This is a genomic window from Rossellomorea marisflavi (assembly GCF_009806575.1).
Classification (GTDB): Bacteria; Bacillota; Bacilli; order Bacillales; family Bacillaceae_B; genus Rossellomorea; species Rossellomorea marisflavi_A.
Window position 1 is genome coordinate 1,047,816 of sequence record NZ_CP047095.1, and the last position, 13,791, is coordinate 1,061,606.

Sequence of the window (13,791 nt, forward strand, 5' to 3'; positions counted from 1 at the left end):
AGATTGCCGTCCCTTCAGGCAATCTTTTTTTTCGTTCGGGCTATTTTTCTTGTGAAGGATGTTTCTCATCAATGAGGTGGATCTTGAACGTAATCTCCATAGAAGAAATGACCGATTGAATCATGCTGCAGTTAGTCAAAACGAGCTGTGAAATACGCTCTGCCTGCTTTTCCGTCAGGCTATGGTCAGTTTGAACGCATGCAGTGAAATGGATCTCTTCGATCCGGTTCGCTTCTTCCGGATTTCTCACGTAGTCCGCCAGAATTTCCATATGGGCAACATCCATCCGCTTTTTCGTTAAGATGGTGCGAAGCAATGTCCCGCTGCATCCTGCCAGGGAAGAGATGAATAATTGAAACGGGCGATATCCTTCCTCTTCATTGGTCGATACGGAAAGATCCCCGAAGGTGGTACCGGTTGTGACGGAGTCTTCATGAATGGTGAACTTCATGGATCGCACCCCTTTCGTAGAGATATAAGTGATATACCCTTGTGAGTATTATATCAAAACGTTTAGTAAGAAATACAGAAGTGTCATGAGGGATCGTCCTCATGATTTTTTTCTTTAAATGTAATAAAAAGGATTCGCTGCGTGGAAAATGGGTAAATCAAAATGAGCAATTGGAATCATTATGGAAAAACATGAGTGCTGTGATCGGACACATATGTGGAAAAGGAAAGGTGATGGATGGAATGAAAAGGATACTGATGATCGTGTTCGTTGCAATCATGCTGAGCGGATGCTCGCTGACGAAACTTGGAAAGGTGTTTCCGTCCAGTTCCCCGTCAGAGGAAACGGGCGGGGAGGAGACAGCCCAAGAAAAGTCTGATGAGCCATCGAATTTAGATAAAGCCAATGCACTTGTGGAAGAAGCGAATAAGAAGCTGGATGAGATCGAACGGGGAGATGAACCGGTCAAAGGGGAAGGCGAACTGCTGCTTTTCATTGAACAGGAAGTGTTTCCGATCGGCCAGCGGGAAGCGGCTGTAGAGGAAAGATTGTATGAGGCACTGTCCGCTTTCGAAATGGATGGGGACAAAGAGGCAGCGTATGAGACGGTGGACTGGGCCATGAAGGAATACGAATCCATCCTTGAGGATGCGAAAAATGTCCGGACCTACATGGATGAACAGGAACCGCTCAAGGAAGAATTGATCCATGGCGTGATGCTCTTCCAGGAATACCTCAGGATGATCAGGGATGCCATCGATGATCCTTCCGAGTGGACCGGAGCGAACATCATGGGCGCGGAATATGATGCATCCGTGAAAAAGTACCATAGCATGGTCACAGAGCTCAGCGAGAAGTATGGCATCAACTATCAGGTCGGACAGCCTGAATAAAGAGATAAGTAGGAGAAAGTCCAAGAGGAAAGGGCTTACTCCCCTTAAAGATCCAAAAGACGAAACAGGATGGGTGGTCACTGGAATGAAGAGATTACTAGTTTTCGTGCTGCTTCCCTTTTTACTGAGTGGATGCAGCCTGATGAAGTTGGAAAAGATCAATTCGTCAAACACAGAGGCGGAGGATGCAGAAGCGGTTGCAACCGATGAAGAATCAACGGAAGATAAAGGGAACGACCAGGATCAGAAGACGGAAGGCAATCAGGCAGCCAAGGATGAATCTTCCAAGAACGGAAGCATGACCCCGGCAGACGAATTCACCCGATTCATAGAAGAGGATATGAGTGACATTTCAGTCATGGAATATAACATACAAGTCAGTCTGTCCCAAGCCCAAAGGGAACCTGCCGAGGATAAGGATCAGGCGATGAAGGATGCGTTGGAAAGGGCCATCGCAGGATATGAGCAGCTCTCGATGAAGATGGAGGCCATCGAAGTGGAATCGGATGAGCTGGTCAAGCTGAAGCAAGAGGCGCTTGAGGGATTCAGCATCTATCAGGAGTATCTCATTCTCAACAGGGAATTGATCGATGACCCATCAAAAGACGAGGAGATGATGGCAAAGAACCTTGAATATCAACGGGCAAAAGGAACCTACCAGTCTCATCTTGAGGATCTTGCCGATGAGTATGGGTATTCGTTTGAACAATGATGTTTAATTGAAAAGCAGTGCGGTTGGCGATCCAGACGATCCCAAGCTTTCAGGTTCCCACATGTCGACACGACCGCAAGTCTTATTTTATTACCAGGAATCCAGACCAAAAGTCATCGGCAAAAAGTTACAAAAATAGGGTTATCCTCTCAAAATATGGGTAAATCAAAGTGAACAATTGCCAATATGATGGAAGAACCTGTCGAGGTGTGGAGTATGATCAATCACGCAATGAAGAAATTCCTGTTGCCCGTCCTGTTCCTCCTCCTATTGAGTGGATGCGGGGGCATGGAGGATGAGAAGGCGAAGTCTCAGCCAAAGGAACCGGATGCCGGTGCGTCGGATAAAGAGCCTGCGCCGAAAGAGCAAGAGGAAGTCAGGAAAGATCCAGCTGCCTCTACTGAGAGAAAGGACGGCACGACTAAGGGCGAAGGGGGGGAGGAGACGGAAGATAAAGCGCAGTTCATGCAGTTCATCGCCGTGAGCGTCCCTGCCATCGGTCAACAGGAAATGGTGATCCGCCAGAAGGTACAGGACGGGGTCGATCTCTATGAGATGAACGGGGACAAGGAAGCCGCCAGGAAGGCTCTGGATGAGGGCATCTCGGAATACGGATCCCTGGTCGAACAGGCAGAAAGCCTTCCGGCAGAATCAGATGAACTGAAGCCCGTGAAGGAGGAGCTCGTCAACGGGTTCAAGCTGTACAGGGATACACTCGATCTCATCAGGAAGACCATCGATGACCCATCCTTGAGCACAAAGGTGGAAGAAAAGACGCTTGAATACGGAGAGTCAGTCGAGCGATACCGCACGCTGGTGGATGACATCAGTAAGGAATACGGAATTGACTATGAGATGGCTCCCCCTTCCTGACCCATGCTATCCCTTCTTTAACGTTTCTGGGAAAAAAGACACAAGATAGAGCAGTCCCGACTGGACGGCCGAAACAAAATGAATCGATGGAATCATTATGGAAAACCCAGAGAAATGGTATTATGTGAAAGGTTTAGAAATTGGCAGGGAATGGGTGTGCAACAGGAAATGAAAAAGATACTGATCATCATGCTACTTGCACTGCTATTGAGCGGATGCGGGTTACAGAAGGCGGCAAAGGTCCTTACAGCTGATTCGGAGGCAGAGGATAAGACCGCTGAAGCAGAAGCGAAATTGGAAGAATCGAAGAAAGAGCTTGAGAGACTGAAAGAAGAAATGGACGGTTCACTGGGGGATGCCCTCAATGAGGATAGCGATGGTGCGACTTCTCCAAGTACTCCTGAGGAACAGTTCGAGCACTTTGTGGATGTGGATATGGCAGAAGTCGGTGAACTGGAAATGGACATCCAGGACTCCATCCTGCAAGCAAGCGAACAGCCGGAACAAGAACTGATCGAGGTCCTGGATCAGGCCATCATCGATTATGATGAAGTGATCGAGAGGGTCGAAGCCATCAAGGTGGACTTGGAAGAACTACAGAAAGCGAAAGAAGGAGCACTAGAGGGAGTGAACCTGTATAAAGAATCCCTCGTCCTCTACAGGGAAACCTTTAATGACCCTGGGAAGGAAGCAGAAATGAATGCCAAAGGGGATGAATTCGAGAAGTCGGCGGCAGCGTTCCATGACAATCTGAATGAACTCGCGGCGAAGTATGGGTACACGTATACACAACCATAAAGCAGAACTTTACAAAGGGGAATTAGAATGAAGAAACTTATGTTAGCGTCAGCACTACTTTTTCTTTTATCAGGTTGCAGCCTTGGTGTATTTGGGAGCGGCAAGGCAGATGAACTGGTCGAGTTCAATAATGAACAACTGAATAAGATCATTGAAATGGAAGAAAAAGCGAATGAGCCGATCTTAGAGGCAGTGACCAGTTATGATATCGAAGCACTCATTGCGGGAATCGAAGATGCCAAGCCGGAATACGATAAGATGCTGAAAGAAATCGATTCGTGGGAGTTCAAGACAGATGAGGTAGAAGCGAAAGCAAAGCAACTGCGTGAAGTCGTGAAAATGAGCAGGGAAAACCTCGACGTCCAACAAGAAGCCTTCGAGACGGAGGACGAGGAACTGATGACGAAAGCAGATGAGACTCAGATGAAAATCGAAGAGAAAGCGGTCAAGTTCGATAAAGATCTGAAGAAGCTTGCAGATGAGTGGGACGTAGAGATCACTGATCAGGAATTGGAATAAGAAGAATAGAAGAAACCGACATGGGGATGCATCTTCCCTTTGTCGGTTTTTTTGTTGTGTATCATCTAGTGAAGCGATCAACCGCCAGCAGATTGCTGTCGACGGTGAAAGGGTGTATAGGCTCCACCAAGCAGAGGGTCCCTTGTACAAACAAGGGCCTTCCTGAATTTTTCTTATACAGATGTCGCACCCTGCCCACCGTCAATGCGGTAGTAAGAACCTGTGATGAAGGAGGCGCGGTCGGAGGAGAGGAAGAGCATAAGATCGGCAATTTCCTCAGCTGTTGCATAGCGGTTCATCGGAACGCTTGCTTCGAATCCTTTACGTGCTTCTTCTTCGTGGCCTTTCGCTGCATTCGTTTCAATGGAGCGCATCATGGCTGTATCCACGCCTGAGGGTGCCACAGCGTTGACGCGGATTCCATAATCGGCGACTTCCAGAGCAGCAGACTTATTGATTCCGAGGAGAGCGTGTTTGGAGGCAACATACAAGCTCATGCCTGGAGCGCCTAACAGTCCTCCATTGGATGCTGTGTTCACAACCGAACCGCTTTTTTGATCAATCATGACTTTCAGCACATGCTTCAATCCGAGGAAAGCGCCTACAACATTGACAGAAAAGACTTTATCCAAATTCTCGACGGTTTGATCCACGATGTTCTTGAAGTCGCCATTGATGCCGGCATTATTGATGAACACGTCAATCCGCCCGAATCGTTCTTTTGTCTGGCGTACGTAGTTTTCCACTTCTTCTTCCTTCGTTACATCGGCCCCCAGCAGTAATTTCTCTGCATCGATTTCACCAGCCGCTTTTTCAAGGGCTTCCTGAGACAAATCAACCAGGGAAAGCTTGGCTCCTTGCTCTGCGTATTTTTTCGCAGCAGCCAACCCGATTCCTCCTGCGGCACCTGTGATCAATACAACCTTGTCTTTGAATTCCATGATGGACATCTCCTTCAGAAAATAGTTGTTATACTAATTACATAATTTATTGTAATGCAAACTAGTGTGTATTTTCTAATGATTTGCTTCGAAAGACTTAAGAAAATGTTCCCGTTTTCTCCTTTTTATTCTCTGACCTTTTCAAAACCCTTCCGTTCCTTCAGGAATTCATCCACCACCAACCCAGACACTCCAAGAGAAGCGGCCGGGGTGTCAAGGAAGACGAGATCAAGGTCATCCCGGTAATGGGGCAGTGCTTTTTTTCTGACGGTTTCACGAACCGCGTTTTTCATCCATTCACCGCCACGGCTGGCGATGAAGATGTGCTTCGCATCATATGCATGAATCGTGCTGACGATTCCGCTCCCGAGTGCCCGGCCGGCTTCCGTGAAGAGGGAAAGGACCGATTCATTGCCTTTCCGGGCCATGTGCAGTAAGGAGTCGAAATCCTCTCCACCTGACAGTCCGGACGCCATGGCCTTTTTCACGAGTGAAGGCTCCGATGCATACAGTTCCATGCAGCCATTATTTCCACATGTGCACAGTGGTCCCTGGAAGTCGAGCGTCATATGCCCGATTTCACCCGCATAGCCGCTCTGCCCCCGGTAGAGCGATCCGTTGAGCACAATACCAGCGCCTATACCGGTTCCGATGCTGATATAAACAAGGCTTTCAGCGGAGTCTGACCGTGTCTGATATTCCCGGTAGGCGCCTGCATTGGCTTCATTTTCAATCATTACGGGCAACTTCAGCTTATCCTCCAAATCGCACTTTAATGGGCGGTTACGCCACTGCAAGTTTGGGGCGTTCAACACGGTACCACAGTGGTCGATCATGCCGGGAACCGCGACACCGACGCCGATGATCCCATGGGGAGATGGAGGCACCACCCTGTGAGCCCATTCCACCGCTTCCTCTATAACAGTGATGGTTGGTTCATACTCTTTATCACGGGACGGGAAGTGTTCTTGCGCAATGGTCGTCCCCCTGAGATCGGTCAGGACAGCCTCCACCGTTCCCGTCCCCACATTCAGTCCCAGGGCATACCCGGCTTCTCGTGAAAAATAGAGCAGGACGGGCCGGCGACCTCCGCTGGATTCTCCGATGCCGGCTTCCTTTACAAGGGAGTCGTCCATGAGCTCCGCCACAAGGGAAGAGACGGTGGCTTTATTGAGACCGCATCGCTTGGCGAGATCCGCACGGGAGATCGGTTCTTCTGCGATGATCTGCTGCAGGACGAGTCGTTTGTTTTCATGTTTCATACTGCTTTGATTCCACGATTGCTTCATTGATGTCCTCCTGTTTATCCGTTTCGTGATTTCATTATATCATTTTTTCAGAAAACTTAGTTTGTTTATTGAATAAACGAAGTAGGTTGATTTATAATGAGGAAAGAAAGCGTATACAAGAACAACTTTAAGGAGGAAAAATGATATGCCCGAGTTCAAAGAAATTCCTGTCATCCGTTATGAAGGGGCTGATTCCGATAGCCCGTTTGCATTCAAGCAGTATAATCCCGATGAAATCATCGGTGGAAAGTCCATGAAGGATCATTTACGTTTCTCCGCTGCCTACTGGCATACGTTCAACGCGGATGGATCGGATCCGTTCGGCGCAGGGACGATGAGGCGCTCATGGGACGCCCTTGACGGATTGGATCGTGCCAAAGCCCGGGTGGAGTCTGCATTTGAATTCTATGATCGCCTCGGCCTTCCGTATTTCGCCTTCCATGATGTGGACATTGCCCCGGAAGGAGCAAGTCTATCGGAAACGAACCGGAATCTGGATGTGATCGTCGCCATGATCAAGGAGTACATGGAGTCGAGCGGGGTGAAGCTTCTGTGGAATACGGTCAATGCGTTTACCCATCCGCGCTACGTGCACGGGGCTGCCACAAGCTGTTCGGCCGATGTATTCGCGTTTGCGGCGGCAAGCGTGAAGAAAGGCCTTGAGGTCGGGAAGGAGCTTGGGGCGGAGAATTATGTGTTCTGGGGTGGCCGGGAAGGCTATGAAACGCTCCTTAATACGGACTTGAAGCTGGAGCAGGATCATTTGGCCGCGTTCCTGCAGATGGCGGTGGACTATGCAGGGGAGATCGGTTTCGATGCCCAGTTCCTCATCGAGCCGAAGCCGATGGAGCCGACGAAGCATCAGTATGATTACGACGTAGCTACCAGTCTATCATTCTTGCAGCAATACGGTCTGGCGGATCACTTTAAGTTCAATATCGAAGCCAATCACGCGACCCTGGCCGGTCATACATTCGAACATGAGCTCAGGGTGGCAAGGATTAGGGGGATGCTCGGTTCGGTCGATGCCAATCAGGGCGATCCCCTCATCGGCTGGGACACGGACGAATTCCCCACCGACCTGTATGCCACCACTCTTGCCATGTATGAAATCCTTCAGAACGGCGGTTTGGGGAGGGGTGGGTTGAACTTCGATGCGAAGGTGAGGCGTGCCTCGTTCGAGTCGGAAGATCTCATCCATGCCCATATCGCCGGAATGGACGCCTTTGCCGTCGGACTGAAAGCGGCGGCGAAGATCATGGAGGACGGCGTGCTGGAGAAGAACATCGGGGAGCGCTACGAGAGTTTCACCTCCGGCATCGGCCTTGAGATCCAGGAAGGACGGACCGATTTCAAGAAGCTGGAGGCATATGCCCTCGGCCTGAAGGAAATCAGGAATCGTTCAGGCAGGCAGGAGCGTCTGAAGGCCATCGTCAATCAGGCAATCCTGGGGGTGCGTTGATCCCATGGAGTATGTGATCGGAGTGGATCTCGGAACGAGCGCAGTGAAATGCCTCCTCCTCGACCGTGCCGGAAACGTGGTGAAGGAAGCCGGGCGGTCATTTTCCGTCATGCGCGGGGCCCCTGGCTACAGCGAGCAGGATCCCGATGACTGGGTCAGGGGGACTCTTCAGGCACTGAAGGAGCTCACTGCAGTAGAAGGAGACGTGAAAGGCATTTCATTCTCTGGACAGATGCACGGCCTCGTCCTTCTTGATGAAAAGGGGGACGTGGCCCGGCCGGCGATCCTGTGGAATGATACACGGACGACGGATCAGTGCCGTTTCATTGAAGAGAAGGCAGGTCTCCCTGAGCTCCTGCGTGTTGTGAAAAACCGTCCCCTTGAGGGATTCACCCTTCCGAAGCTTCTGTGGGTGAAGGAGAATGAACCGCAACTCTTTGAGCATGCGTCTGTTTTCATGCTGCCGAAGGACTACGTCCGCTACCGCCTGACCGGGGAGATTGCCACGGATCCGTCTGATGCAGCGGGCACGCTTCTCCTGGAGAGCAGAACGGGCGAGTGGAGCAAGGATCTCCTCGATCTTTTCGGTATTCCGGCAGCACTTTGCCCTACGATCCTTCCATCTGAAGGGAAGGCAGGGACCGTGAACGCGGAAATGGCTGCCGAGACAGGTCTGGTCGAAGGGACGCCGGTCTTCACGGGCGGCGCCGACAATGCATGCGGTGCGATCGGGGCAGGGATCCTATCTCCAGGGGACACCATGTGCAGCATCGGGACCTCCGGGGTCATCGTGAGCTATGAGCAGGATGCCGACATCGACTACGAAGGGGCGCTCCACCATTTTCACCATGCCGTCCCGGGTGGCTATTATGCCATGGGCGTCACCTTATCTGCAGGGCACAGCCTGAGCTGGTTCCGTGATACATTCGCTGCCGGTGAATCATTCGACCACCTTTTACAGGAGGCGGCCACTGTACCACCGGGAGCCAACGGGCTGCTGTTCACCCCGTATCTATCAGGCGAACGGACCCCCCATGCCGATGCCTTCATCAGGGGCAGCTTCATCGGGATGGATGCTTCTCAGACCAGGGGGGACTTTGTGAAGGCGGTGATGGAGGGGATCACGTTTTCCTTGAAGGAATCCGTCGAGATCCTGCGGTCGAAAGGGAAGACCATCGACACGATCGTCAGCATCGGCGGGGGAGCGAAGAGCGACGTTTGGCTCCAGCTGCAGGCCGATATCTTCGACGCTGAGGTGGTGAGCCTTGTCACCGAGCAGGGACCGGGTCTCGGAGCAGGGATCCTCGCGGCAACGGGGTGCGGATGGTTCTCTTCCATTCAAGAGGCGGCCGGCACGTTCATTCGCCATGGACAACGATACCAACCCGATACGGGCGCGACCACCCTTTATGAAAAGGTGTATACCATTTACAAACAAGTGTATCCTAACACCCGACTCATCAACGAACAGCTTTACCCATTCCGGAAAGGAGGAAAAGATGTATGAGAAAAGTCGTGATGGTGGGGGGAGCCGGTACGGTCGGAAAGGTCCTCCACGATGGATTGAGTGATCGGTATGAAATGGTCACCCTGGATCAGGAGGTTCCCGAGTGGGTAGAAAACGGTGTGAAGGTCGACGCCACGGACGAAGCGGAGCTGAAGAGGAGCATACCGGAAGACACGGATATCCTCATCAATCTTCTCACCGTGAGCGGGGAGAAGGACCTCAAGGACACGGATGAGTTCATGAAGATGACCCGCGTCCACTTCATCTCAAGCTTTTACCTGATGCGGGCCGCCGTGGAGCTCGGAATTCCGAAGGTGATTTTCGCGAGCAGCAATCATGCGACGGATGCGTATGAAGAAGACGGGGACTCTCTCCTTGGCCGCGAGATCACCATTGACGATAAGCCGCGCTCCAAAGGGCTTTATGGTGTCCTGAAGTACGCGTCGGAGCAGATCAGTGAGATCATTTCCCGGGAAGAGCCGGGAGGACCGGCGGTGTTCAATATCCGCATCGGAAGCGTCCATGCGGAAGAGGAGAAAGATGTGCAGGAGGATCCCCGTCTCATGAAGACGCTTCTTTCACACGCGGATCTTATCGGGCTCTTCGAGAAGGCGATGGAATCATCACGGGCCGGGGGCACCTACTACGGCGTGTCGGATAACCCTGGGAAACCCTGGTCCATCGACAATGCCAGGAGCGAGCTCGGCTATGAGCCGAAGCGGAATGCCGAACAGGTGGTACGGAGGGAAGGGGGGCAGTAGCCCTTCTTTTCTTTTTGAAAAAAAGGAAATTCCCCCAGGCGTATACCCGAGTGGAAATCATTGTGATACGATATAAATGTGCTATTATTCAGAATACTTTATAGAGAAAAAGGATCACGCAATGTGATGCCGCCATGGATCTTGATGGGGGAGAGGGAGCATGTTCAAGAAATCGAGAGTCTTTTATCGCCTATTCGTCCCGTTCTTCCTTTTAGGAGTGGGGCTTGTCTTGGGCTTCTGTATTTTCATTTATACAACCACCTACAATTCGGTGGAGGAATCATTCCTGAAGGACAAGCGTGATTATACGCTGCAGGTCCTGCATAATGTGGAGCAAAAGGTGAGAACCATCGAGTACGGTTTCACCGCCTACAGCTCGACGTCGAGCTTTGAGGAAACGTTCAAAACGCCCTTTTATGAATCGGAATTCGATCGCTATCAGGACATCCGGAAGGAAATGAGCTACATCGAAATGCTCGGAATCGAGGGGAGTGCGTACAATCTCATCAGCCTCGATCAGAAATGGGGCATCATCAACGGATCGTTGAAAACGCTTACGGAGCAAGAACTAGACGGCTTCAAGGAGAAGTATGTAGAAGGCAAGACCCAAAGCCTTTTCTGGCGTCCCGACGAGGAACAGATCGAGATGATCATGACGCTTCCCATTTACCGGAGTGAGAAGTTCGCCATGGGGACGGCGAGCATCCCGAAGCGGAGCATCGATCAGATTGTCGGTGATAAAGAGCAATACGTGGAAATCTACAATAAGCAGGATGAGCTCCTCTATTCCAATCAGGAAAAGGATAGCAGCCTCACGAGCGGAGAGTTCAAACGTCTCAAAGAAAAAGCCGCCAACGGCATGACCATGATGCGGGCAAAGGACGGGCGCACCTATGTGTATGCCCTGTCCGACTACAACCAGTGGCTCTACATGGTGGAAGTGAACCAGGGGGAAATCGGCACGATCATCCGCAATACGGCGATCGGGCTTGTGATCACTTCACTCCTCCTCATCCTCTTGGTCGGCTTCATCTCGTACCGCCTGGCAGAGTCCTACTCAAAGCCGATCAGGAAAATTCAGGAAAAACTCGCCCTTCCCCGGGTTCCATCGAAGGAAAACGAGCTTTCCCTCCTTGCCGCTTCCATTGAGCAGGTGGTGGATCAAAATGAGCTTCTCACTGAAGATCTCACCAGGCAACAGCCGCAGCTCGAGACCCTGTTCGTCCTTAGTCTGTTCCGGAACCGCCTGTCGGAGAAAGAAGTGCAGAACCGCCTGGAACAATTCGGCTATGATGTGAATCAGAAGGTCTTCTACACAGCGGTGATCCAGATGGACACAGATTTTGAAGAGCAGGGAGTGGAACGGGATCTCTTCCGCCTGGCCATCAATCAGGTGGTGGCAGAGTGCATCCCGGAATCGGAGCGCTTCATCCCCATCGTCCTGAATGATGAGATGCAGGCGACGATCCTCGTGTTCCCGGAATCGGAAGAAGAACCAGAGCGGAAGATCGCCCAGTACTACGAAAGCATCCAGCAGGCGGTGAAGGAAAACCTCCATGTCACCTTGAGCGCCGGAATCAGCGCCCCTTATGACGCTATCGTCAAGAGCAAGGAGGCCGTGGACCTTGCGAAAGAATCCCTGTATTATCGCGTGAACGTCGGGGCTGAATCCATCATCTTCTTCTCGGATATCTCGCAGATGGTCAATGATGCCACGCTTTCGAAGTTTCCACTGGATCTCCACAACCAGCTCCTCGGGGCGGTGCGATCGGGAGAGGAAGACGAAGCCGTGTCCCATATGGACAACCTGATCGCGGACATCTTCAAAACGAATAAAAATCCTGTCAGCATCGGTGTGACCCTGACCCGCATCATCAACGATCTCGTCCAGCTCGGGCAGCTCCTCGGGGCGGACTTCGCCATCTTCGACCGGATCAAGCCCCTTTACGAAGAGGCCATGAATGCCTACAGTCCGGACAGGATCAGGAAGCGGCTGACGGAGGATCTCCTGAAGCCGGTGATCCGTTCGACCCATGATAAAAAGGAGCAGTCCATCAAGTCCCTTTCCCAGAAGATCGTCTACATCGTGGAAACGGAGTTTGATCAGGATCTCTCCCTCGATCAGATCGCGGACCGGCTCCATTACAACCCGAATTACCTCAGCAATGTGTTTAAGAAGGAGTACGGCGAGAGCTTTGGTGATTACCTCATGAACTACCGTCTCCAGAAGGCCCAGAGGTGGCTCGTGGAAACGGAGTGGACGGTGAAGGAGATCGCCGAGAAACTTCAGTACCGCAATTCCCAGAACTTCATCCGCTTCTTCAAGAAGCGCCTCGATATGACCCCGGGCGATTACCGGAAGAAACATCGGCATTGATACAAAAAAATCCGAACCCACCCGCTGAGCGGATGACGTTCGGATTTCTTCTTTTTCCCCTTTATCCCTTCACGGAACCGACAAGGGCCCCTTTGACAAAGTACTTCTGGACGAATGGGTAGGCAACCAGCATCGGCACCGTGGCGATCACGATGACGGCCATCTTGATCGTCTGGGCAGGGGGCACAACGTCAACGGACGACCCTTCTGCCTGCATCCCACTTGAGACGATGACGATCTGGCGCAGGAGCACCTGGATCGGCCATTTCGATGAATCATTGATATAGAGGATGGCAGTCATATACGTATTCCAGTATGTGACGGCATAAAAGAGTGAAATCGTCGCGATCGACGGCATGGCAAGCGGCAGCATGATCCGCATGAACACACCGAAATCCGTGCATCCATCCATCTTCGCCGACTCCTCCAGACTGTCGGGAAGCGCTTGGAAGAAGTTCCTCATGATGATGAGGTTAAAGGCATTGATGGCGACAGGCAGAATGAGAGACCAGTAGGAATCAATGAGTCCGAAGCTTTTCACCACCAGGAACGTCGGGATCATCCCGCCGCTGAAAAGCATGGAGAATACGACGAGGAAGTTGATGAACCCCCTGCCGAACAAGTAGCGTCTCGACAGCCCATATGCCATGAGGGCTGTGAGGACCATGCTGACCAGGGTCCCGATCCCCGTCACCCCGATCGATACGACAAGTGATTTGAAGAGGGTGGGGGTGGACAGTATGTAATGGTAGGCATCGAGTGAAAAGGTTTTCGGGAATAAGATGAATTTCCTTTCGATCACTTCTTGTGTCGATGCGAATGAACTGGCGATGACGTTCACGAACGGAATGAAGCAAGCAAGTGCGACGAGAACAAGCAGCGTGTTGTTCACGATGGAGAAAGCAACCCCGCTTTTTGAACGCCGCTTCCATTTAGGCTCTTTCATAACAGATCCTCCTTTAGATACGTAGCGTACGTTCACTGTAGCATCGGCGGTTTCATTCCGTATATAATCACTTTCCCAGTAGGGGGTGGCGCCCCTGATAAGGAATGTGCCCCGGATAATCACCTGGGGGAGTCATGACACGTGAAAGGTTGATGCACCAAAGTTTGTAAGCGCCATCATCAAATGATTATATACGTAATCCTCCTGAAATCAGTATGCTTGGAACAAGAAAGTGGTCAAAGGGGGAGACGAATGGAAACTG

General features: G+C 51.4%; 13 protein-coding genes. 9 read left to right on the forward strand and 4 right to left on the reverse strand.

Annotation, left to right across the window (positions count from 1 at the left end; genetic code table 11):
* Nucleotides 1-40 precede the first annotated feature (40 nt).
* Nucleotides 41-451, reverse strand: a complete 411-nt coding sequence (locus tag D5E69_RS05500; protein WP_048005300.1) for an OsmC family protein — start codon at nt 449-451, stop codon at nt 41-43.
* A gap of 242 nt (nt 452-693) precedes the next feature.
* Between D5E69_RS05500 and D5E69_RS05505 the strand changes: the two genes are divergently transcribed.
* From D5E69_RS05505 to D5E69_RS05525, 5 genes are all read left to right on the forward strand, one after another.
* Entirely contained in the window at nt 694-1,344 is a 651-nt protein-coding gene (locus tag D5E69_RS05505) for a hypothetical protein (protein ID WP_148796581.1), read from the forward strand.
* An 85-nt stretch (nt 1,345-1,429) separates the two neighbouring features.
* Nucleotides 1,430-2,056 (forward strand): hypothetical protein, encoded by a 627-nt coding sequence (locus D5E69_RS05510; RefSeq protein ID WP_156183327.1) that lies wholly within the window; start codon nt 1,430-1,432, stop codon nt 2,054-2,056.
* 186 nt (nt 2,057-2,242) lie between these two features.
* A complete protein-coding gene (locus D5E69_RS05515) occupies nt 2,243-2,929 on the forward strand; it encodes a hypothetical protein (protein ID WP_159129385.1) in 687 nt (228 codons plus the stop codon).
* Between the two features lie 168 nt (nt 2,930-3,097).
* Complete coding sequence (locus D5E69_RS05520; RefSeq protein WP_156184488.1) at nt 3,098-3,727, forward strand: hypothetical protein; 630 nt, start codon at nt 3,098-3,100, stop codon at nt 3,725-3,727.
* Between the two features lie 27 nt (nt 3,728-3,754).
* On the forward strand, nt 3,755-4,246 hold the full coding sequence (locus D5E69_RS05525; RefSeq protein ID WP_048005295.1) for a hypothetical protein: 492 nt from the start codon (nt 3,755-3,757) through the stop codon (nt 4,244-4,246).
* Nucleotides 4,247-4,419: 173 nt separating this feature from the next.
* On the opposite strand, the gene D5E69_RS05530 is transcribed toward D5E69_RS05525, so the two are convergent.
* Complete coding sequence (locus tag D5E69_RS05530; RefSeq protein ID WP_082139267.1) at nt 4,420-5,187, reverse strand: SDR family NAD(P)-dependent oxidoreductase; 768 nt, start codon at nt 5,185-5,187, stop codon at nt 4,420-4,422.
* 125 nt (nt 5,188-5,312) lie between these two features.
* Complete coding sequence (locus D5E69_RS05535; RefSeq protein WP_048005294.1) at nt 5,313-6,476, reverse strand: ROK family transcriptional regulator; 1,164 nt, start codon at nt 6,474-6,476, stop codon at nt 5,313-5,315.
* Between the two features lie 145 nt (nt 6,477-6,621).
* Between D5E69_RS05535 and xylA the strand changes: the two genes are divergently transcribed.
* The 4 genes from xylA (at nt 6,622) to D5E69_RS05555 (ending at nt 12,583) form a co-directional block, all read left to right on the forward strand.
* The gene (gene xylA / locus D5E69_RS05540; protein ID WP_048005293.1) at nt 6,622-7,938 is read left to right on the forward strand and encodes a xylose isomerase; all 1,317 of its coding nucleotides are present in this window, start codon (nt 6,622-6,624) and stop codon (nt 7,936-7,938) included.
* A 4-nt stretch (nt 7,939-7,942) separates the two neighbouring features.
* Nucleotides 7,943-9,445, forward strand: coding sequence for a xylulokinase (gene xylB, locus D5E69_RS05545; RefSeq protein ID WP_159129386.1), 1,503 nt, complete (start codon nt 7,943-7,945; stop codon nt 9,443-9,445).
* Nucleotides 9,442-10,206 carry an NAD-dependent epimerase/dehydratase family protein gene (locus tag D5E69_RS05550; RefSeq protein ID WP_048005291.1) on the forward strand — a complete coding sequence of 255 codons (765 nt, stop codon included), beginning with the start codon at nt 9,442-9,444 and terminating at the stop codon, nt 10,204-10,206. Before xylB ends, D5E69_RS05550 begins: the two co-directional genes overlap by 4 nt.
* Before the next feature lie 160 nt (nt 10,207-10,366).
* On the forward strand, nt 10,367-12,583 hold the full coding sequence (locus D5E69_RS05555) for a helix-turn-helix transcriptional regulator (protein WP_048005290.1): 2,217 nt from the start codon (nt 10,367-10,369) through the stop codon (nt 12,581-12,583).
* 61 nt (nt 12,584-12,644) lie between these two features.
* On the opposite strand, the gene D5E69_RS05560 is transcribed toward D5E69_RS05555, so the two are convergent.
* Nucleotides 12,645-13,529, reverse strand: a complete 885-nt coding sequence (locus D5E69_RS05560) for a carbohydrate ABC transporter permease (protein ID WP_048005289.1) — start codon at nt 13,527-13,529, stop codon at nt 12,645-12,647.
* Between the last annotated feature and the right edge of the window lie 262 nt (nt 13,530-13,791).

Coding starts and splice junctions, on each gene's coding strand:
- D5E69_RS05530 (WP_082139267.1), bottom strand. CDS start 5,187: ATGGAATTCAAAGACAAGGTTGTATTGATCACAGGTGCCGCAGGAGGA.
- D5E69_RS05525 (WP_048005295.1), top strand. CDS start 3,755: ATGAAGAAACTTATGTTAGCGTCAGCACTACTTTTTCTTTTATCAGGT.
- D5E69_RS05535 (WP_048005294.1), bottom strand. CDS start 6,476: ATGAAGCAATCGTGGAATCAAAGCAGTATGAAACATGAAAACAAACGA.
- xylA (WP_048005293.1), top strand. CDS start 6,622: ATGCCCGAGTTCAAAGAAATTCCTGTCATCCGTTATGAAGGGGCTGAT.
- D5E69_RS05515 (WP_159129385.1), top strand. CDS start 2,243: ATGATGGAAGAACCTGTCGAGGTGTGGAGTATGATCAATCACGCAATG.
- D5E69_RS05555 (WP_048005290.1), top strand. CDS start 10,367: ATGTTCAAGAAATCGAGAGTCTTTTATCGCCTATTCGTCCCGTTCTTC.
- D5E69_RS05505 (WP_148796581.1), top strand. CDS start 694: ATGAAAAGGATACTGATGATCGTGTTCGTTGCAATCATGCTGAGCGGA.
- xylB (WP_159129386.1), top strand. CDS start 7,943: ATGGAGTATGTGATCGGAGTGGATCTCGGAACGAGCGCAGTGAAATGC.
- D5E69_RS05560 (WP_048005289.1), bottom strand. CDS start 13,529: ATGAAAGAGCCTAAATGGAAGCGGCGTTCAAAAAGCGGGGTTGCTTTC.
- D5E69_RS05520 (WP_156184488.1), top strand. CDS start 3,098: ATGAAAAAGATACTGATCATCATGCTACTTGCACTGCTATTGAGCGGA.
- D5E69_RS05550 (WP_048005291.1), top strand. CDS start 9,442: ATGAGAAAAGTCGTGATGGTGGGGGGAGCCGGTACGGTCGGAAAGGTC.
- D5E69_RS05510 (WP_156183327.1), top strand. CDS start 1,430: ATGAAGAGATTACTAGTTTTCGTGCTGCTTCCCTTTTTACTGAGTGGA.
- D5E69_RS05500 (WP_048005300.1), bottom strand. CDS start 451: ATGAAGTTCACCATTCATGAAGACTCCGTCACAACCGGTACCACCTTC.